The sequence below is a fragment of the Mycobacterium sp. DL440 genome (assembly GCF_011745145.1).
In the GTDB taxonomy this organism is placed as follows: Bacteria; Actinomycetota; Actinomycetes; order Mycobacteriales; family Mycobacteriaceae; genus Mycobacterium.
On sequence record NZ_CP050191.1, the window covers coordinates 2,183,338 to 2,202,708 of the forward strand.

A 19,371-nucleotide genomic window follows, 5' to 3' on the forward strand; every position below is an offset into this window, starting at 1 on the left:
CCCATGTTAGGCAAATCGATCGCGCTGTTCGTCCTCGCCGCGGTGCTCGAGATCGGCGGAGCCTGGCTGGTGTGGCAGGGCGTGCGCGAGCATCGCGGCTGGATGTGGATGGGCGCCGGGGTGATCGCGCTCGGCGCCTATGGCTTCGTCGCGGCATTTCAGCCCGACGCTCACTTCGGCCGGGTCCTGGCCGCTTACGGCGGAGTGTTCATCGCCGGATCATTGTTGTGGGGCATGGCCGCCGACGGCTTCCGGCCCGACCGTTGGGATGTCACAGGTGCACTCGTGGCCCTGCTCGGCGTCGGGCTGATCATGTACGCGCCGCGCTGAGCCCGTCAGCTCAGATGGGCGCTGTCGTCGTCGATCACCGCGGTGGCGGCCTCATCAATGATCGCCCGCATCGCGCGTTCGGCGGCCGCCTCGTCGCGCAGCCGAATGGCCCGGGCCACCTCGTCGTGCAACTCGATGGCCGCCGGGTTGGGGGAGTCCGGCATCAGGCCGTGTTCGGTGCGCCCGGCCAGGACCTCGGCCACCACGTCAGTGAGTGCGCGGAACATCTCGTTGCCGCTGGCGTCCAGGAGGGTCTGGTGGAAAACCTTGTCCGCCAGCAGGTATGCGTCGAGGTTGCCGGACCGTCCGTGCACCACCATGTCGGAGACGGCGGCAGCCAAGATTCGGCATTGGTCGGGGTTGGCCCGCCGTGCGGCGAGGGCCGCGGCGGCCGGTTCGAAACCTCGTCGCAGCTCGGACAGTGATGCCAGGAACGGCACTCGGTCCCCGGCGTCCAAGCGCCAGCGAATCAGTCTGGGATCGAACACATTCCACTTGCGTGACGGCTGCACCGTGATCCCGACCCGACGCCGCGACTCCACCATGCCCATCGACTCCAGCACCCGGATCACCTCGCGCGCGACGCTGCGGGACACCTCGTGCTCGGCGCTGACTCGGTCCAGGGTCAGCACCTGCTCGGCCGCCAGTGCGCCGGAGACGATCCCGGTACCGAGCGCCGTCAGCAGGTTGGCATGCAACGCGCCGACGTTTGAGGGCGAGGACACGGTTACATCCTGTCATATCGTGGACATGCGGGCTAAAGAACCGATGTAACCAGCTGAGTGTTGCAAACATATGCCTTTTAAGTCATGCTGTGTGACGACAGACACACAGCATGAGGCGGATGTATGGGTTCACCAGTCGTGGTCATGGGCGTATCGGGGTCCGGCAAATCGACAGTCGGCGCCGCGCTGGCACAGCGGATGCGGGTGCCGTTCGCCGACGCCGATGACTTTCACCCCGCCGCCAACATTGCCAAGATGTCTGCCGGCCATGCCCTCGACGACGACGATCGCTACCCGTGGCTGGAGTCGATCGGTGAGTGGCTCGCCAAGCACCACGATGGCGGCGTGATGAGCTGCTCGGCGCTCAAACACAAGTACCGCGACCAATTGCGCCGGCACTGCCCCGATGTGGTGTTTCTCCATCTGAGCGGATCACCAGAGGTGATCCGCCGACGCCAGGCCAGCCGACCAGGGCATTTCATGCCGGCCGCCCTGCTGGACTCGCAATTCGCGACGCTGGAGCCGCTCGGTCCCGATGAAGCCGGTGCCGCCATCGACGTGGATCAGAGCATCGACGCCATTATCGATGAATATATGGTCCAATCCGACACTGCGACAACAGGACAGGAGAAGCGATGACCTCGGCGCTCACTCATCTCGCGGCCGGGACGGAGCTGGTCGAGCCGGTGGCGGGCGGCGCGCAGTTGATCCTGGCCGCACTGGCCGGCATCGCCCTGATCGTCGTGCTCATCACGATCGTCAAACTGCATCCGTTCCTGGCCCTGATCTTCGGCGCGCTGACCGTGGGCATGGCATCGGGCGAAAACATGAGCGACGTGCTCGCCTCGTTCTCCAGCGGCTTCGGGTCAACTGCTGCCAGCGTCGGGATATTGATCGCTCTCGGCGCGATGTTCGCCAAGCTGTTGGCCGACACCGGGGGAGCGGACGAGATCGTCGACACCATCGTCGGGCACGCGTCACCGCGGGCGCTGCCATGGGCAATGGCGTTGGTGGGCGCGATCATCGGACTGCCGATGTTCTTCGAGATCGGGCTGGTGCTGTTGATGCCGGTGATCTATCTGGTGGCCCGCCGTTCTCAACTGTCCCTGATCACCGTCGGCATCCCCGCGCTGGCGGGCTTGTCGGCCATGCACGGATTCGTTCCACCACACCCGGGACCGGTCGCCGCGATCTCATTGCTCAACGCCGATCTCGGCGTCACGCTGGCGCTGGGTGTGCTGGTCGCAATCCCGACGATCGTGGTGGCAGGTCCGTTGTTCGGCAAATTGGCTGGTCGCTGGGTGGTCTTGGAAGTCCCGGACCGGTTCGACGCGGCGGACTCTGCGAGCGCTGACGCCGGTGGCGGTGCCACGGCCAGTGCGGCGGGGACGACTACGACCACCACCACGAAGGCGCGACCGACGTTCGTGATGACCATGTTCAGCGTGCTGCTGCCGGTGGCACTGATGATGGGCAAAGCGCTCGTCGACATCCTCGTCGACGACAAGTCGCATCTGTTGCGTCAGACGTTCGACATCCTCGGCCAACCCTTGATGGCGTTGCTGATCGCGGTGGTCGTCGGCATGTTCACTCTCGGTGGCGGCGCCAAGATGAGTCGCGACCAGATCGTGAAATGTATTGAGTCATCGCTGCCTCCGGTGGCCGGCATCATCCTGATCGTGGCGGCCGGTGGCGGATTCAAGCAGGTTCTGGTCGACACCGGGATCGGCACCCTGCTCGCCGAATGGGCCAAGGGCGCGAACCTGTCGGTCGTGCTGCTGGCGTGGGTGCTGGCGGTCCTGATCCGGCTGGCCACCGGGTCGGCCACCGTGGCCACTATTACCGCCTCGTCACTGATGCTTGGCCTGGTCGAGGGGATGAGCACCGGCGAGGTGTCCCTGGTGGTGCTCGCGGTGGGTGCCGGGTCGTTGTTCTTCTCGCATGTCAATGACGCCGGATTCTGGCTCGTGAAGGAATATTTCGGGATGACCGTGGGCCAGACCATCAAGTCCTGGTCGCTGATGGAAACCGTGCTGTCGGTGTCCGGTCTGGTTTTCGTCCTCTTGCTGGGACTGGTGGTCTGAGCCGGTAAACCGAGCCCCTACGTGGGGCGCCCGTGCGAACGGGCACCCCACGTAATGGCTCTCAGCCGCGGACCACCTGTGTTCCGCCGGCGAGTTCGTCGTGCTTGCCCTGTTTGGTGGGGCTCGAGCTGATGGTCACCGCGATGATGATCATCGCGACGACGGCCAGGAGGCCGCCCACCCACGGAATGATCGTCAGGAGGGTGAAGGCATTGCGGATCGCCGACTGCGCGGCCGTCGGCTTGGCCGCCGTGCCCGGACCGTGCACGGCGAGCCCGAGCAGCTTCTTGCCCGGTGTCGCGCCCATCGACACCTCGAAAGCCACGTAATAGACGAACATCAGCAGTCCGGTGAACAGGCCGGTCACCCAGTAGCTCGACAGCGAGTCGGTGACGAACGACAGGAAGAACGCCCCGATCATGACGAAGATCCCGTCGATCACCCTCGCGAACCAGCGCCGGCCCAGGCCGCCAGGCGCTTGCCCGCCGTAGGCCGGGGGGTACCCACCCGATGGTTGGCCGCCATAAGGCGGCGGATAGCCGCCCGGTTGTCCGTACTGACCGAATTCCGGTTGATAGTCACCCGTGCTCATGCCCCAACGCTACCGATCACGGCGCTGGTCGAGTTGCGCTCGCGCGATATCGGCCACCGCGGCAGAGCGTTCGCGGGCCGCCTCGGCGAGTTCGGGTGCGCGCTCACGGGCGATGTGCGCGAGCTCGGTGGCGCGTTCGCGGGCCGCGTCGGCCACCTCGGGTCCGTGTTCCCGCGCGAGTTGCGCCAACTCGGAGGCCAATTCGGTCGTCCGCTCCACAGCTGCATCGGCCAGTTCGCGGCCCCGTTCGGCGCCGACGGCCAGGCCGTGCCCGACCTTCTCGGCGAACGCGCTGTCGGCGAGCGCATTGCCGTTGAGGCTGCCGGACGTCACACCGGGAACAGCGGCGGCGACGCTGGCCGAGACCTGCCGTGCAGCCCGGCGTCCGCGCCAGGCCAGGGACGGTTTGCCCGCGGTGTCCGCCGCCGCGATGATCAAGCCGCCCAGCAGGCTCACATCGGTGAGAAACTCACGGCGCTGAGCCGCGGCGTGTTGCGGGTCGGAATCTTTCATGAATGCCTGTGAGCCAACGCTTCTCGGAATCATCGTGACGGCCAGCGCCGTCGCGGTCAGCCGCGGTGCCCGGCCGAGCGCCAGGAGGAGCCCACCTGCCACCTGAACCACCGCGTTGACCCGGGTAACCGCGTCTGCGTTGTTTGGCACCCCGGCCCCGACCGGGCCGGGTAGTGCACTCAACACCCCGAGAGTTCTGTGCGTCGTCTCGGTCGAGGTACTCGGGTCGCGCAGGGTGTCGACGCCTCGGGCAATGAAGGTCGCAGACAACATGGGGCGGGCGATTCGTCTGATCAACATGGGCTAGGAGTTCCCAGAGCCCGCCAGGGCAAACCTGTCCGGTCAGGTCAACGGTGCCCGGCCAGCAGCCCGCGGTGAGGACGGAGTGTTCGTTCCCGGCCACGGCGCCCTTCGTGATGCCCGCTGACAAATTTAGTTAGCCCATATGCGACGATTCGCCGATGACCGAGGTTGTCGCCCATTTCGTGCAGTCCGAGCAGGACAGATTCCATCCGACTCGCTTTGCGCAGAGCCACTGGGGTGCGGATCATCTCAACGGGCCGGCCCTGGTCGGCCTGGCTGCTCGGGCGTTGGAGTCAGCGTTCGGGCTTCCCGAGTTTCTTCCGGCCCGGTTGACGGTCGACCTGTTCAAAGCCGCGCGCGGGCTAAAGACCACGACAAAGGTGGCGTTGATCCGTGACGGCAGGCGGGTCCGCAACTCCGAGTGCGAGCTGGTGCAGGACGGCGTGACAGTGGCACGTGCGACATTGGTGCAATACCGGCTGAGTGCTCCGCCACGGGGTGAGGAATGGACTGCGGCTACCGACTTCGAACCACCCGCCGCACTCGATGGGAACCGGACGACGTACATGGGCAGTGACGCGGGAGGATGGGGTCGCGCCATCGCCGACCACCAGAACGCGTCGCGTAAGCGGTTCATGAACCGCACCATCACGGTGGTGCAGGGACATCCGAATTCGCCGTTCGTGCGGGCGGCGATGGCTGCCGAGGGCACCAGCCTGGTCACGAACTTGGGCACCGCCGGCGTCGGCTACATCAACGGTGACCTCACGGTCGCGCTGTCCCGGCTTCCGGGAGACGAGTGGATCGGCGTGGAGGCGGATTCGCATCGGGCCGCTGACGGCATCGCGGTTGGCGCCTCGACGTTGTACGACAGTTCCGGGGCGTTCGGCACCGGCCTGGTCACTGCGATCAGCAACCCGGCGGCTCAGATCGATTTCAACAACGACCCGTTCCCGGATCGCACCGCACCACGGTGACCGCCTGACCTGGCACTGAGGTTTCCAGACCGGCCGCAGCGGCCATATAGCAGACATGGCCGGGGTGGAGGACGGATTCGAGCGCGCGCTGTTGCAGCCGCCGGGAACCTCGTCGCCCTGATCGAAGGGACGAAGCCGGGCGCCGCAACCACTCGGATACTGGCCACCGCCATGTCCGGCGGTGACGGACGTACTGGTCGATTTTGTAGTCCATTTTTGATCGACCCGATTTGATCTCTTGCTTCCGGCTGTCGGGTTGGGCATCGTGGCGAGGCTTCTGTACCACCCCTTGAACCCCTGATCAGCGCTCACTCACCACCGATCGGCACGGTCATGTCCACCGCCGGCTCGGCCACCCAGTGCTCGACGCTCTTCGACCGACCGAAAGAACGCATGACATGCCTCGTACCGTCCTTCGCCATGCCCTGATGACGTCCGCCATTGCCTTTTCGGTTGCGATGGTGGCTGCCGGCTGCGGAAGTGGGGCGCAGAACGAATCCTCGGGCGAGGGCGGCACGCCGGTGAGCGGCGGGTCCATCGTGTACGGCGCAGACCGTGAGCCGACCTGCCTGGATCCGCACAACTTCGGCGACATGCCGCAGACCTACGTTGCCCGGCAGTACCTGGACTCACTGGTGTCCGAGCGACCCGACGGCTCGGTGGTGCCGTGGCTGGCCGATTCGTGGACGGTGTCCCCGGACGGACTGGTCTACACCTTCGCGATCCGCTCCGGAGTGAAATTTCACGACGGCACCCCACTGGATGCCGCTGCGGTGCAGGCCAACTTCGAGCAGATCCTGGATCCGGCCACCCAGTCGCAGACCGATACGGGTTACCTGAGGCCGTACTACAAGTCGTCGCGCGCGGTGAATACGTCCACGTTCGAGCTCACCTTGTCCTCACCGTATTCCGCTCTGCTGCCGGTGCTTTCGCAGGCGTTCTTCGGAATCGAGTCACCCAAGGCGATGGCCCGTGGGCTGGAGGCCAACTGCCAGTCGCCGGTCGGCACCGGACCTTTCATCGTCAGACAGTGGATCCGCGGCCAGAGCGTCGAACTGGACCGCAACCCTGACTACGACTCGGCCCCGCAAGACGCCAAACACCAGGGACCGGCCTACCTCGAGCACGTCAGTTGGAAGTTCCTCGAAGACGGATCGGTCCGCTTCGCGGCGGTGCAGGGACGCGACGCCGACATCATCTTCAACCCACCGCCGCAGCAGAAGGCGGCGCTGGAAGCCGACCGCAACCTGGTTCTGCAGGCCTTCACCCACACCGGGCTGCCCAACGGCATCGCGCTGAACACCAGCCACAAGCCGTTCGATGACAAGGCGGTGCGTCAAGCGTTCATCCACGGTGCCAACGCCGAAGCGGCCGTTCGCAGCGCGTATCTCGGCGTTTTCGACTGGGAGCCGGGCCCGCTGTCGTCGACCACGCCCTACCTGCGCGAAGACCTGCGCGACCACTACGCACATGACCCGGACAAGGCCAACTCGCTCCTGGATTCCGCGGGATGGACCCAGCGCGATGCCGACGGCTACCGCACCAAGGACGGCCGGCGGCTGACCGCACAACTGGTCTACTCGTCGGACCCGGGAGACACGCCGCCCGCCGATGTGACGCTGTTCCAGAACATTCAGGCCGCCGAGAAGGAGATCGGCTTCGATGTGGTGCTCAAGCCGCTCCCAGCCGACCAGTACTACGCGGCATTTACGAACAAGGATGCCTATGACGGCCTGACCGGCGCGTACTGGAACAGCCCGACGCCCGCCGTGCTCTCGATCGTGTACTCCAGCGATTCGCTGAAAGCTGCTCCGGGCAACAACATGTCGTGGGTTTCGGACCCGAAGATCGATGATCTGTTGCACCAGGCGGCAGCGTCGATCGACGTCGAGCAGCAGAAGAAGCTCTATGGCGAGGTCGAGCAGATCGTCGCCGAGAACGCCTATCACCTCGGGCTGTACCCGCAGACCACCCGACTGGTCGCCAAGAAGCGGCTCAAGGATGTCTGGATCGAGCCCTCGGAGGGTGAGCCGGTGCTGCACGACGCCTGGTTGGCACCATGAAGCGGGTGCTGATCCGGATCGCCGGGATGATCGGAGTGCTCTGGGGCGCAGCGACATTGACGTTTCTCGCCCAGCACCTGATGCCGGGCGACCCGGCCCAGACGATCCTCGGCGGCGCCGGCTCCAAACCCAGCCCCGAGCAACTGGCAGCAGTCAACGCACAGTACGGATTCGACCGGCCACTGCTGATGCAGTATGTCGACTATCTCGGTGGGCTACTGCGCGGCGATCTGGGGACGTCGTACGTGCTCAAGCAACCGGTCGCCGACATCATCGCGCAGCAGGTCGGCCCGACCCTGGTGTTGACGATCACCGCGTTGGTGGCCTCGTGGGGGATTGCGGTGGTGGTCACCCTGCTGACCGCGCATCGCAGTCGGGCGCTGGCTGCGCTCGGTTCGGGCGTGGAGATTTTTCTGGCCGCGTTGCCGCAGTATTGGCTGGGCATTGTGCTGTTGGTAGTCTTCGCATTCCAGTTGCACCTGTTCCCGGTCGTCGGTGACGACGGAGTGGCCGGTCTGGTGCTGCCCGCGTTGACCCTGGCGCTGCCTTTGGCCGGTTTCCTCGGCCAGGTGACCCGCGACGAGTTCTCCACGGCCATGGAGCAACCATTCGCCGTGTCGGCACGCGCGCGGGGGATGAGTGACTGGGGTGTGCGCTGGCGACATGCGTTGCGGCACGCGGTGTTACCTGGCCTGTCTCTTTCGGGCTGGGCCCTGGGATCGTTGTTCTCGACGGCTGTGATCGTCGAGATCGTGTTCGTCCGACCCGGTTTGGGCCGCATCCTGGTCGACGCCGTCTCCAAGCAGGACATGCCGGTGGTGGTGGGCGTGACGCTGCTGGTGGCGTTGGTCTACGTGGTGGCGAACCTCTTGGTCGACGTCGCCTTCGTCCGGGTCGATTCCCGCCTCAGGAGGGCGTGACATGGCAGTGCGGATCATCGACCGGCCCACGGCAGGGTCGGGCCTCGGCGCCTGGGCTGGCGGGCGGTTTCGACCGGCGGTGTCGATCGCCGGGACCTACCTCGCACTGATGTTGGCCTGGGCGCTGGCCCCGTCGCTGTTCACCAGCGAGTCGCCGTATGACACCGATATCGAGGCACCACTGCAGGTCCCGTCCTGGGAGCACTGGTTCGGTACCGATGCCTCCGGGCGCGACATCTACACCCGGGTCGTCTACGGCACCCAGAGTTCGCTGGCGATCGGGGTGGGGGCCACCGCGTTGGCGCTGAGCGTCGCGATCGTGTTCGGCCTGGCGTCCGGGCTGGGCGGTCGGTTCACCGACGGAGCCATCAGCCGGTTCCTGGAGGTCGTCCTCGCCCTGCCCGGCATGCTGGTCGCGCTGCTGTTCATCGCGATGCTGGGCCCGGGCGCAGCCACCCAGATCGTGGCTGTCGCGATCGGTTCGGCGGCGGGGTACGCGCGGATGATCCGGGGGCAGGTTCTGGCGGTGAAGGACTCCGGATATGTCAGCGCGGCAATCGCTCTGGGGCATCCACGACATCGCATCGTCAGCCGCCACATCTTCCCCAACGCGATGCGCCCCCTGGTGGTGTTGGGAACCATGGGCGTGGGTCAGTCGATCGTGTGGGCGTCCTCGCTGAGCTTTCTCGGGCTGGGCGTCGCACCGCCGGCACCGGAGTGGGGCGCCATGCTCAACGCGGGACGCGACTTCGTCTCTACCGCATGGTGGCTGGAAGTGTTTCCGGGCCTGGCGATCGTCGGCTGCACCCTCGCAGTCACCGTCGTCGGCCGCTACCTGCAGCAACGTCTGGAAGGACGGCTGACATGACCGAGGTATTGCCCGCTCGGGCTAGAAGCGCCGAGCAGCCGTCGGACCGGTTGGTGGAAGTCTCGGGTCTCGACGTCGCCTTCGGCACCGGCCGCCATCGCCGCCAGGTGGTCCACGGGATCTCACTGCACGTCGACGCGGGGGAGTGCCTGGCCATCGTCGGAGAATCCGGGTCCGGCAAGAGCGTCACCGCGCGCACCCTGCTGGGGCTGACCGGCGCGGGCCCGAATTCTTCGGCGCAGGTGACGGCGAACCGTCTTGATGTCGCAGGCGAATCGGTACTGGGCTACCGCGACCGGGACTGGCGTGCGGCGCGCGGCAAGAAGATCGGTTTCGTGTTGCAGGACGCCCTGGTGTCTCTGGATCCGCTGCGCAGCGTGGGCCGCGAAATCGCCGAGACGCTGCGGCTGCACCGGTTCGGTAACCGTGCTAGACGGGCTGACCGGGTGATCGAATTGCTCACCGCCGTGGGGGTTCCGGAGCCGCAGGTGCGGGCCCGGCAGCTCCCGCATGAGTTGTCCGGTGGTCAACGCCAGCGGGCGTTGATCGCATCGGCGCTCGCCCTGGATCCGCCGCTGCTGATCGCGGACGAGCCGACCACCGCGCTGGATGTCACCGTGCAGGCGCAGATCCTCGACCTGCTTGCCGAGATGAAGGACCGTGGCACCGGTCTCATCGTGATCAGCCACGACCTGGCGGTGGTGAGCCGATTGGCGGACCGGGTGGCGGTGATGCGGGACGGCTGTGTGGTGGAACAGGGTTCGGTGACCCAGGTGCTCTCGGCGCCGTCACATCCCTACACGCAATCGCTGTTGGATGCGGTACCCGCGGCGCACCGCAAGGGCACGCGGCTGTCGACCGTGCTGCCGCGACCGGTCCATCCGGTGCCGCGCAGTGCGCCCCCGTCCGACGGGATCCTGTTGCGGGCAGAGGGTTTGGTGAAGAGGTTCACCGGGCCGGACGGGGTGGTCCGCACGGCGGTGAACGATGTGTCGTTCAGCCTGGCTGTCGGTGAGACGCTGGGCATCGTCGGGGAATCCGGATCGGGCAAGACCACCACCGCCCGGCTGGCCCTGGCCCTGCTGGAACCCGATGAAGGCACCGTGCGGTTGGCCGGTGAGCCGTGGAGTGCGGCGGCCGAGGCCCAACGACGGTCCCGCCGCCGCCGGATCTCGGTGATCTACCAGGACCCGCTCGGATCATTCGACCCGCGTTGGACGGTGCGTCGAATCATCGAGGACGCACTGCCGGTCGACCGGTTCGCCGACGCCGACGCCCGCCGGCGTCGTACCGAGGATCTGCTAGCCGACGTCGGCCTTGGCCACGAACACCTGGACCGTCGACCGCTCTTGCTGTCCGGCGGTCAACGTCAGCGGGTCGCGATTGCCCGGGCCCTGGCTCCCGAGCCGGACGTGATCGTCTGCGACGAACCGGTATCCGCGCTCGATGTCACCATCCAGGCTCAAGTGCTCGACCTGCTGGCCGACCTGCAAGACCGACTCAAGCTGTCCTACCTGTTCATCTCGCACGACCTCGGTGTCATTCACCACATGGCCGACCGGGTTCTGGTGATGCGTCACGGCCGAGTCGTCGAGTCCGGCCCGGCTGCAGACATTTTCGACAATCCACAGGATCCCTACACCCGTGATCTGCTCGCGAGTCTGCCGACCGGCGAGCCCGAACCCGTTGCCGGAGGTTTACCGTGACTCGCAAGATCGTGCTCAATGCGTTCGACATGAACTGCGTCGCCCATATCGTGGCCGGGACGTGGCGGCATCCTGAGTCTCAAGCCGTGCGCTACAAGGACATCGACTACTGGCTGGACCTGGCCAAGGTGCTCGAGCGAGGGCTCTTCGACGGGTTGTTCATCGCCGATGTGCTCGGCATCTACGACGTCTACGGCGGTGGGCCGGCGGCCGCCCTGCGCTCGGGTGCCCAGGTGCCGGTGAACGACCCGCTGCTGGTGGTGCCTGCAATGGCCGCTGTCACCAAGAATCTCGGCTTCGGCATCACCGCAGCCACCTCGTTCGACCATCCGTATTCATTCGCCCGCCGGATGTCGACACTGGATCACCTCACCAAGGGCAGGGTCGGCTGGAACATCGTCACCGGGTACCTGGAGAGCGCTGCGCAGAACCACGGCCTGGACACCATCACCCCGCACGCCGATCGCTATGACATCGCCGACGAGTACACCGAGGTGTTGTACAAACTATGGGAGGGCTCGTGGGAGGACGACGCGGTCGGCGGCGCACCGGACCGGGCCAGCTATGCCGATCCGGCCAAGGTGCATCCGATTGCGCATGACGGCAGGTATTTTCGAGTCCCCGGTATCCACCTGTGCGAGCCATCTTTGCAGCGCACACCGGTGTTGTACCAGGCCGGGGCATCGAGCCGCGGTCGGCAGTTCGGCGCCGAGAACGCCGAGGTGATCTTCATCGGCGCACCCACCAAGGAGATCTTGCGTGAGGCAGTGGCCGATATCAGAGGCCGTGCCGCGGCGGCAGGCCGTGACCCCTATGACGTGAAGATCGTCAACGGCCATGTGGTGGTGACCGGTGCCACCGAACAGGCCGCGCAGGCCCGCTATGACGAGTTTCGCCGCTACACCGATCCCGAAGGCGCCCTGGCGCTTTGGTCCGGTTGGCTGGGGACCGACCTGTCCCGCTTCGATCTCGACGATCCGGTTGCGGTCACCGACAACGAGTTCTTGAAGTCCTCGGTGGAGATGTTCGGCCAGGGACAGTGGACTCTCCGGGACTTCATCGACGCGAAAGCCATCGACGCCGAGGGCGGATTCACCGTCGGCTCACCGAGCCAGGTGGCAGACGAGTTGCAGGAGTGGGTGGAGGAAACCGACGTCGACGGGTTCAACCTCACCAATGTGATCACCCCGGGTTCTTTCGTCGACTTCGTCGATCACGTGGTGCCGGAGTTGCAGCGGCGCGGCGTGTACAAGACCTCGTATGACGAGGGAACCCTGCGCCACAAGCTGTTCGGGCGCGGCGCCCGACTGCCCGAAACTCACCGCGCGGCCCGCTACCGCCACGCAAACCAGGAGGCCATCCGATGACATCGACCACCGTTCAGCCTGTCACCTACGGATCCGAGCGGCTGACCAAGCTGATCGCCGCGATCGGCGAGGGTGCGGTCGAGCGAGAGCGCACCGGCGAACGGCCCTTCGCTGCAATCGAACTCATCCGGAGCGAGCGTCTGGGTGCCCTGCGAGTTCCCAGCGCCGACGGTGGCGGCGGGGCGACACTGCGAGAACTTTTCGCTCTGGTGATCGAATTGGCCACGGCCGATGTGAACGTCGCCCACATCCTGCGCGGGCATTTCTCTCACGTCGAGGAGCGGCTGCGACTCGACGCCGAGCAGCGTCGCCGGGTGACCGAGCTGGCCTTGTCCGGTGCCATCGTGGGCAATGCCTCGACCGAACTGGGCTCCGCGCCGGCCGGTGGGTTCACCTGGCAGACCAAGCTCAGCCGCGACGGTGACGGCTACCGGCTCAACGGGCGGAAGTTCTTCACCACCGGCACGCTGTACGCGGACTACGCCGAGGTGCTGGCCAGCAATCCCGAGGGCGCGTCGGTGATCGCCCTGATTCCTACCGACCGGCCCGGCTTCACGGTGATCGACGATTGGGACGGCATGGGTCAGCGTGCCACCGGGACCGGCACGGCGACGTTCCAGGACATCGCGGTATCCGCCGATGAAGTACTGGAGTTCGCCCCGCCGAACGCCGACGACGAAGAGCAGTCGCTCTACCTGTCCGGCGCGTTCTTCCAGCTGTACGTGACGGCACTGGAAGTCGGTGTGGTGCACGCACTCCGCAATGATGCGGTGGCGCACGTCCTTCAGCGGCCCCGCAGCTTCGCCTGGGCGCCCAACCCGACGGCCGCCGATGACCCGCTGCTACAGCGCGAGATCGGTGAGATCGCGGCCGCCGCCTACGCCGGACAGGCCACGGTGCTGGCCGCCGCCGATGCCCTGGCCGTGGCGTTCGAGGCCGACAGCAACGGGACCGACCCGGGCCTCGAACTCGCCCATGAAGCGTCCGCGCAGGCTGCGGCTGCCAAGATCGTCGTCGACGGGCTGGCGCAGAAGGCCGCATCGCAGATCTTCGATATCGGCGGGGCCTCGGTGGTGCGGCAGTCGTATCTGCTCGACAGGCATTGGCGCAACATCCGGACGCTGGCCTCACACAACCCGGCGTCCTACAAGGCGCAGGCGCTCGGTGCTCTGTACGTGCGGGGTACCCGGCTGCCGGGCAGCGGATACTTCTGATCCGCCCGCGCTGCGGAGTCGGCGAACTCCGGTCAAGCCCCGGGAAACTCACTCCGAGATCGCTACGCCCTCATAGCTGGTCAGCATCTCGGTGTTGGGTAGCGCCATCTGCAGATAGAGGTCGATGCGGCGGATCTTGTCGTCGGCGGTGAACTCGTACACCGAGATCGAGTTCACCACCGACTCGAAGGCCCCCATCGTGGTGCGTTCCTCGAGTTCGAGAAACACGACGCCGTCGACCTCGCTGACGCGCTTGAACAAGCCGTCCCATTCGGAAGCAGCGGCCCAGTTGGTCATGAAGTCGATGTACTGCTCCCAGTTCATGACCTCCTTGAAATTGCCGACGCGTTCGAACTCGTCAACGGCGACCAAGGCGGCCAGCGGGGCCCAACCGTCGGTCCCGAAACCGGGTTGTTTGGCGGCGCCCACCAATTGCTTGGTGGTGACCGCGTACTGCACCACGGTGCGGCGGCGGCCGGTGTATTCGTCGACAACTTCACTGACGTCTTTCAACGGGGAAGTTCCTCTTCTGTGGTCGGATTGGAGGCGGGTACGGGTCACGATCCGGTTGCTGCCAGGTACTTGTCGACGACCGAATGGAAGTGCGCGATGACGACTTCTTCCTTGACCAACGCCATGTGCTTCAGGGCCGTGTTACGCAACCCGATCTGCTGCCGTGGCATCTGCTCGTAATCCTGTTGCAGCGCTTCGAAATACTTGTAGCTGCCCGCCTGGTCGACGACGATCGGTTCCGCGGTGAACGCGGCTTTGTGCTCGTCGGGCAACCACATGTAGCTGGCCACGTGCCAGATGCACCGGTTGGGGTCACCGTCCGGGTGCGGCAGCGACATGATGATCGTGGCTTCCCCCGCTCGGATGGTCATGAAGAAATTGGGGAACCACACCCAGCCGTGGTTGTCGCTCATCTGGGCGTCGGTCAGCTCGCTGACGTCAAGTCCCATGCCGGTCAGCGTGTCTCGCGTGGCCCGTTGCAGGAGTGTCCGGGCGGTGACGCCGTCGGGGAAGTTCAGCGATCCGTCCTCGCCGCGGTACTCGGCGACGAGTTCGGAGAAGCGGGGGAGCACCGCAACCGTCGACGGGAAGGTCTCGGGTAGGTCCATGATGCCGTCGACCTGCTGCTCCGGGGTGGCTCCCACGACGTCGAACGGTGCCATCGACACGCTGTGCTGTTCGAAGAACCGGTACCGGCTCGTGGCGGGATCGATATTGATCACCCGCAGCAACTGCGGGTGGATGCCGTCGATGTGGTAGCCCTCCTGGAAGGCATCGAGGACGACCTTCCAGTTGCAGTCGATGGACTCGGTCACGTCCATCACGGTGACCATCTCGTCGAGGTGATACGGCGCCAGCATGGTCGCGACCTCGTCGCCGATGAAGTCCGCCAGCGGTTTGGCATTCGGATCCGGGTTGAGAAAGATGAACCCGGCGAAGGTGCCCACCGAGACCTCGATGAGCCCGTGGGTGTCTTTGTCGATCGGCCCGGCCAGTGCTTCCCGCAGCATTCCCTTGAGCCGGCCGTCGAGGTCGTAAGACCACAGGTGGTACTGACAGATGAAGCCGCGTTTGGCGTTCCCCCGGGCCTCGCCGCACAGCATGTTGCCCCGATGCCTGCAGGCATTGACAAAGCCTCGGATCGTGTCGTCCTTGCCACGCACGATCAAGTAGGACTGATCGAAGATCTGGTACTGCTTCCAGTCGCCGGAGTTGGTCAACTCGTCCACCCGGCCGACCACCTGCCAGACTTTCTTCCAGATCGAATCACGTTCCTGAGCAACGAATTCCGGCGCAACGTAGCGGCTCGTCGGAACCTGCATCCGGTACACGTCGGGTCCGATGTCGTCCAGGCGGGTGGCGTTGTCCACCCAGTTTCCGGGGCGTGCTGTCTGCACGAGCGGGCCTCCTCATTTGATGTCCGGGCTGCGAGGTGTCGCTGAGGGTGGGGCGCACCCGGGCTTGTCGACATGGAACGTGGGCTGTGACTGCGATCACTACTATACATATACGTATATTCAATACAAGGATGCATATGGAGGGTTCGAGTAGCGACGATCGTGGAGGAGTACCGACGCGCCCGCTGGCTAACGTTTGACAGGATGGGGTCATGGCCGAACGCTGGACGAAGCAACGCCGCTTGGAGCACACGCGCAACGTTCTGCTGGATGCTGCCGAAGAGGTATTTGCGCGCAAGGGGTTTGACGGCGCCGCGCTCGAAGACATCGCCGAGGTCGGGGGATACACCCGGGGCGCCATCTACTCCCACTTCGGAAGCAAGGCCGAGTTGTTCCTGGCTGTGGTGGAACGGCAACGTCAACAGTTCCTCGACGGCTTCGCCGATGTCATCGCGACATTTCACCGACTCGACGATCTCGACGCCGACGAACTCGGTGACCGCTGGCGGGATCTGGTCGCCGTCGAGGGGCCCGACCGGGCCGTTCTCGGATCCGAGTACACGCTGTTCCTGCTGCGCAATCCCGAGGCGCGGGACCGGGTGGCCGCACAGCGGGAGGAGACCGTTCGCGCCCTCGCCGACTACATCTCGAAAGGCGCCGCCCGTTTGGGTGGTCACCTGAGCATCCCGGCGCAGGATCTCGCCCGGGTGGTTCTGGCCGCCAACGACGGCGTCACCCTCAACAGCCTGCTTGATGAGCAGGCGGTCTACCGACCGTTTCTCCGCATGGTGCTGGCGAACATCGTTGTCCCCAAGGGGAATAGCGGGTGACCCAGGTCCGACATCCGGCGCGCACGGGCGCGCTGATGGCCATGGCCTCCATGCTGTGCGTGCAGATTGGTCTGGCCGTGGCCGTCGGCCTGATCGACGACATCGGTGCCGAGGGCGCCGCGTGGCTGCGCCTGGCCTGGGCCGGAGTGCTCATATTGCTGATCGTGCGGCCGCGCCCTTCAGCGTTCACGAAATCTGCGTTCTGGGCCTGCGTCGCGCTCGGCGTGGTCACCGCCGGGGTGACCATGCTGTTCATGGCTGCCCTGTCCCGAATCCCACTCGGGACAGCCAGCGCGCTGGAGTTCCTCGGCCCACTCGGGGTTGCTATCGCGCATGGGAAAGGGCGCAGCCGAGTGCTCTGGCCCGGGCTGGCAGCGGCCGGCGTCGTGCTGCTCACTGAGCCCTGGACGGGCGACGTCGATCTCGTCGGTGTGCTCTACGCGCTGACCGCCGCGTTGTGCTGGGCCTGCTACATCCTGCTGACGCAGCGAGTCGGCGACGAGGTCGCCGGAATCAAGGGTCTGGCGGTGTCCATGCCGGTTGCCGGTCTGGTGGGCACCGCGGTGGTCGGACCGTCGGTGATTCCCGAGTTGACGCCGCAGCTGCTCCTGATCGGGGTGGGCCTGGCGATCCTGCTGCCGGTGGTTCCGTTCGCTCTGGAGATGTCTGCCCTGCGGTATCTGAGCACCGCCGCATTCGGCACGCTGATGGCCCTGGAGCCGGCCTTCGCGATGCTGGTCGGTTTCGTGCTGCTCCACCAGATCCCGGCTTCGGCCGCGGTAATCGGCATCTGCCTCGTGGTGGCTGCGGGAATCGGCGCAGCGCGCACCGGAGCGCGCTCCACGCCGGTCCCTGCCGAGATCGGCTGATCCGGCTACGCTGGCGCCAATGGCACGTGGAATCTTCAATTCCCCAGTCGTCCGGTGGTTCAATGCGGCAGCCGTAGGCCTGACCCGGGTTCCAGTACTCGGCCGATGGATAGGCCACGGCGTGGTGGTCATCCGTTACGCCGGGCGGCGGTCGGGCCGCACGTTCGAGACCCCGGTTTCAGTGACGCGCGACGGCAACCAGGTGACCATCAATGTGATGACTCCGGACAGCAAGAACTGGTGGCGCAACTTTCTTGGCGACGGTGGTCCACTCACATTGGTGAACCTCGACGGCCGGGACTGGACCGGGCACGCCACGGCGCACCGCGACGGACAGGGCAAGGTGACCGTCACGGTGCAGCTCGACGCGCCCTGAGAGTCAGACGTCGATGCGCTTGCGCCGGTACAACGTTCCGGCCATCAGCAACAGTAGGCTCACCACCAGGATCGCCGTGGCCAGCACGTTGATCTGCGGTGGCACTGCGGCCTTGACCGCCGCGTTGACGTACAGCGGATAGGTGACCGTGGAACCGCTGACGAAGTAGGTGATGATGAAGTCGTCCAACGACAATGCGAACGACAACATCGCGGCGGCCACGATGCCCGGAACGATCAGCGGCAGAGTCACTTTGAAGAACGTCCGGGTGGGGCCGGCGCCGAGATCCATCGAGGCATCCTCGAGGGTCCAGTCGAAGCCGCGTACCCGGGCCCGCACCGTCATCGCGATGAAGCTGACCTGGAAGCCGATGTGGGCCAGCAGGATCGTGGTGTAGCCGGTCGCCCAGCCCAGGTCGAGGAAGAGAGTCAACAGCGACGCACCCATGACGACCTCGGGGGCGGTGAGCGGCAACACGAGGAAGGTGTCGACGGCCTTCTGGCCGCGGAATCGCTGGCGCACCAGGGCGATCGCCACCAGCGTGCCGAGGACGAGGGCGACCGCAGTGGACACCGCGGCAACGTTGAGGCTCAGTTTCAACGCGTCGGTGAGCGCCGGGTACTTGAAGGGGTGGGCCCAGTTGTCGAGGGTGAATCCCTGCCAGGTGTAGTTGAACTTGCCGACCGGCTTGTTGAACGAGAACAGCACGATCACGAAGATCGGGAGGAACAGATACAACAACACCAACCCGGCGACCAGGCGCAGCACCAGGTCGCCCCATCGCGGAGATCCTTTGACGGACTTGCGTTGCGGCTGGTCCAACGCCTCCGTCATGGCCTGAGTGGTCAAACCAGATCCTCCGTTCCCAGGGCCCGGGTGTAGAGGAGCACACCGACGAGGATGATGGCCATCAGCACCATGCTGAGCGCGGCGGCGGCAGGGTAATCCTTGACCACCAGGAACTGCTTCTGGATCACGTTGCCGATCATGCTGGTTTGGGTACTGCCCAGATAGTCGGCGTTGATGAAGTCGCCGACAGCGGGAATGAACACCAGCATGCTGCCGGCCAGCACGCCCGGCATCGCCAGCGGCAGAATCACTTTGGTGAAGCTGCGCCGGTTGGATGAGTACAGGTCCTTGGACGCTTCGATCAAGCGGGGATCGATCTTCTCCAGGCTCACGTAGAGCGGCAGGATCATGAAGATGATCCAGTTGTAGACCAGGCCGCCGATCACCGCCCAACTCGTCGAGAGCAGCCGTCCCTCGCTGGGCAGCAGCCCGATCGAGCCGAGCGCACTGACCACCAATCCGTCGTCGGCCAGGATCGTCTTCCAGGCCAACGTTCTGATCAGGAACGTGACGAAGAACGGCAGGATGACGAGCCCGAGGATGAGGTTCTTGTACCGACCTGCCTTGAACGCGATCACGTATGCCAGCGGGAACGCCAGCATCGCGCACATGACGGTGGCGACCAGGGCGTAGCCGAAGGACCGCAGGATCTGATCCTGGTACTGGCTGAACGCGTCGGTGTAGTTGCCGAAGTTCCAGTCGAAGGTCAGCGTCGGCAGGTAGATCGACCCGCCGGACGTGGACAGCGAGGTGCGCGCCAGCGAGAAGAACGGCACCACGAAGAAGATCCCGAGGTACACCAGTGCCGGCAGGATCATCAGGTAAGGAGCTATCTTGCTCCGTTGCCGGCTACTGGTTGCCACGCCCGCCACGCG

At 65.6% G+C, this 19,371-nt stretch carries 20 protein-coding genes; 13 read left to right on the forward strand and 7 right to left on the reverse strand.

Going from position 1 to position 19,371, the window contains the following annotated elements:
* Positions 1-3 precede the first annotated feature (3 nt).
* Positions 4-330 carry a YnfA family protein gene (locus HBE63_RS10525; protein WP_166904696.1) on the forward strand — a complete coding sequence of 109 codons (327 nt, stop codon included), beginning with the start codon at positions 4-6 and terminating at the stop codon, positions 328-330.
* Between the two features lie 5 nt (positions 331-335).
* Here HBE63_RS10525 and HBE63_RS10530 read toward each other — a convergent pair whose 3' ends face one another.
* Positions 336-1,055: a FadR/GntR family transcriptional regulator gene (locus tag HBE63_RS10530; RefSeq protein WP_166904697.1), complete on the reverse strand. Its 720-nt coding sequence runs from the start codon at positions 1,053-1,055 to the stop codon at positions 336-338.
* A 123-nt stretch (positions 1,056-1,178) separates the two neighbouring features.
* On the opposite strand from HBE63_RS10530, the gene HBE63_RS10535 reads away from it, so the two are divergent.
* Both HBE63_RS10535 and HBE63_RS10540 read left to right on the forward strand, forming a co-directional pair.
* Positions 1,179-1,694: a gluconokinase gene (locus tag HBE63_RS10535; RefSeq protein WP_166904698.1), complete on the forward strand. Its 516-nt coding sequence runs from the start codon at positions 1,179-1,181 to the stop codon at positions 1,692-1,694.
* A complete protein-coding gene (locus HBE63_RS10540; protein WP_166904699.1) occupies positions 1,691-3,139 on the forward strand; it encodes a GntP family permease in 1,449 nt (482 codons plus the stop codon). Before HBE63_RS10535 ends, HBE63_RS10540 begins: the two co-directional genes overlap by 4 nt.
* A 61-nt stretch (positions 3,140-3,200) precedes the next feature.
* Here the strand turns inward: HBE63_RS10540 and HBE63_RS10545 are convergent, their stop codons facing one another.
* Both HBE63_RS10545 and HBE63_RS10550 read right to left on the reverse strand, forming a co-directional pair.
* On the reverse strand, positions 3,201-3,731 hold the full coding sequence (locus tag HBE63_RS10545; RefSeq protein ID WP_166904700.1) for an RDD family protein: 531 nt from the start codon (positions 3,729-3,731) through the stop codon (positions 3,201-3,203).
* Positions 3,732-3,740: 9 nt separating this feature from the next.
* On the reverse strand, positions 3,741-4,517 hold the full coding sequence (locus HBE63_RS10550) for a DoxX family protein (protein ID WP_166909641.1): 777 nt from the start codon (positions 4,515-4,517) through the stop codon (positions 3,741-3,743).
* A gap of 188 nt (positions 4,518-4,705) precedes the next feature.
* Between HBE63_RS10550 and HBE63_RS10555 the strand changes: the two genes are divergently transcribed.
* The 7 genes from HBE63_RS10555 to HBE63_RS10585 all read left to right on the forward strand — a co-directional run bounded on the left by HBE63_RS10555 (position 4,706) and on the right by HBE63_RS10585 (position 13,662).
* Positions 4,706-5,524 carry an acyl-CoA thioesterase domain-containing protein gene (locus HBE63_RS10555; RefSeq protein WP_166904701.1) on the forward strand — a complete coding sequence of 273 codons (819 nt, stop codon included), beginning with the start codon at positions 4,706-4,708 and terminating at the stop codon, positions 5,522-5,524.
* 428 nt (positions 5,525-5,952) lie between these two features.
* Positions 5,953-7,587 (forward strand): ABC transporter substrate-binding protein, encoded by a 1,635-nt coding sequence (locus HBE63_RS10560; protein ID WP_243858597.1) that lies wholly within the window; start codon positions 5,953-5,955, stop codon positions 7,585-7,587.
* Entirely contained in the window at positions 7,584-8,507 is a 924-nt protein-coding gene (locus tag HBE63_RS10565; protein ID WP_166904703.1) for an ABC transporter permease, read from the forward strand. The genes HBE63_RS10560 and HBE63_RS10565 overlap by 4 nt, the downstream gene beginning before the upstream one ends.
* Position 8,508: 1 nt before the next feature.
* The gene (locus tag HBE63_RS10570; RefSeq protein ID WP_166904704.1) at positions 8,509-9,375 is read left to right on the forward strand and encodes an ABC transporter permease; all 867 of its coding nucleotides are present in this window, start codon (positions 8,509-8,511) and stop codon (positions 9,373-9,375) included.
* The gene (locus HBE63_RS10575; protein ID WP_208301340.1) at positions 9,372-11,081 is read left to right on the forward strand and encodes an ABC transporter ATP-binding protein; all 1,710 of its coding nucleotides are present in this window, start codon (positions 9,372-9,374) and stop codon (positions 11,079-11,081) included. The genes HBE63_RS10570 and HBE63_RS10575 overlap by 4 nt, the downstream gene beginning before the upstream one ends.
* Positions 11,078-12,448 carry an LLM class flavin-dependent oxidoreductase gene (locus HBE63_RS10580; RefSeq protein WP_166904706.1) on the forward strand — a complete coding sequence of 457 codons (1,371 nt, stop codon included), beginning with the start codon at positions 11,078-11,080 and terminating at the stop codon, positions 12,446-12,448. Before HBE63_RS10575 ends, HBE63_RS10580 begins: the two co-directional genes overlap by 4 nt.
* On the forward strand, positions 12,445-13,662 hold the full coding sequence (locus tag HBE63_RS10585) for an acyl-CoA dehydrogenase family protein (RefSeq protein ID WP_166904707.1): 1,218 nt from the start codon (positions 12,445-12,447) through the stop codon (positions 13,660-13,662). Before HBE63_RS10580 ends, HBE63_RS10585 begins: the two co-directional genes overlap by 4 nt.
* 48 nt (positions 13,663-13,710) lie before the next feature.
* Here HBE63_RS10585 and HBE63_RS10590 read toward each other — a convergent pair whose 3' ends face one another.
* Positions 13,711-14,175 (reverse strand): hypothetical protein, encoded by a 465-nt coding sequence (locus HBE63_RS10590; RefSeq protein WP_166904708.1) that lies wholly within the window; start codon positions 14,173-14,175, stop codon positions 13,711-13,713.
* A gap of 44 nt (positions 14,176-14,219) precedes the next feature.
* Positions 14,220-15,572, reverse strand: coding sequence for an SRPBCC family protein (locus tag HBE63_RS10595; protein ID WP_166904709.1), 1,353 nt, complete (start codon positions 15,570-15,572; stop codon positions 14,220-14,222).
* Positions 15,573-15,784: 212 nt separating this feature from the next.
* Here HBE63_RS10595 and HBE63_RS10600 point away from each other — a divergent pair, with 212 nt between their 5' ends.
* The 3 genes from HBE63_RS10600 to HBE63_RS10610 are packed head-to-tail and all read left to right on the forward strand — an operon-like array spanning position 15,785 to position 17,647.
* Positions 15,785-16,402, forward strand: a complete 618-nt coding sequence (locus HBE63_RS10600) for a TetR/AcrR family transcriptional regulator (RefSeq protein ID WP_166904710.1) — start codon at positions 15,785-15,787, stop codon at positions 16,400-16,402.
* 35 nt (positions 16,403-16,437) lie between these two features.
* Positions 16,438-17,271 (forward strand): DMT family transporter, encoded by an 834-nt coding sequence (locus tag HBE63_RS10605; RefSeq protein ID WP_166909643.1) that lies wholly within the window; start codon positions 16,438-16,440, stop codon positions 17,269-17,271.
* A 19-nt stretch (positions 17,272-17,290) separates the two neighbouring features.
* Positions 17,291-17,647 (forward strand): hypothetical protein, encoded by a 357-nt coding sequence (locus HBE63_RS10610; RefSeq protein ID WP_166904711.1) that lies wholly within the window; start codon positions 17,291-17,293, stop codon positions 17,645-17,647.
* A gap of 3 nt (positions 17,648-17,650) precedes the next feature.
* On the opposite strand, the gene HBE63_RS10615 is transcribed toward HBE63_RS10610, so the two are convergent.
* A complete protein-coding gene (locus HBE63_RS10615) occupies positions 17,651-18,496 on the reverse strand; it encodes an ABC transporter permease (protein ID WP_166904712.1) in 846 nt (281 codons plus the stop codon).
* On the reverse strand, positions 18,493-19,368 hold the full coding sequence (locus tag HBE63_RS10620; RefSeq protein WP_166904713.1) for an ABC transporter permease: 876 nt from the start codon (positions 19,366-19,368) through the stop codon (positions 18,493-18,495). The genes HBE63_RS10615 and HBE63_RS10620 overlap by 4 nt, the downstream gene beginning before the upstream one ends.
* Between the last annotated feature and the right edge of the window lie 3 nt (positions 19,369-19,371).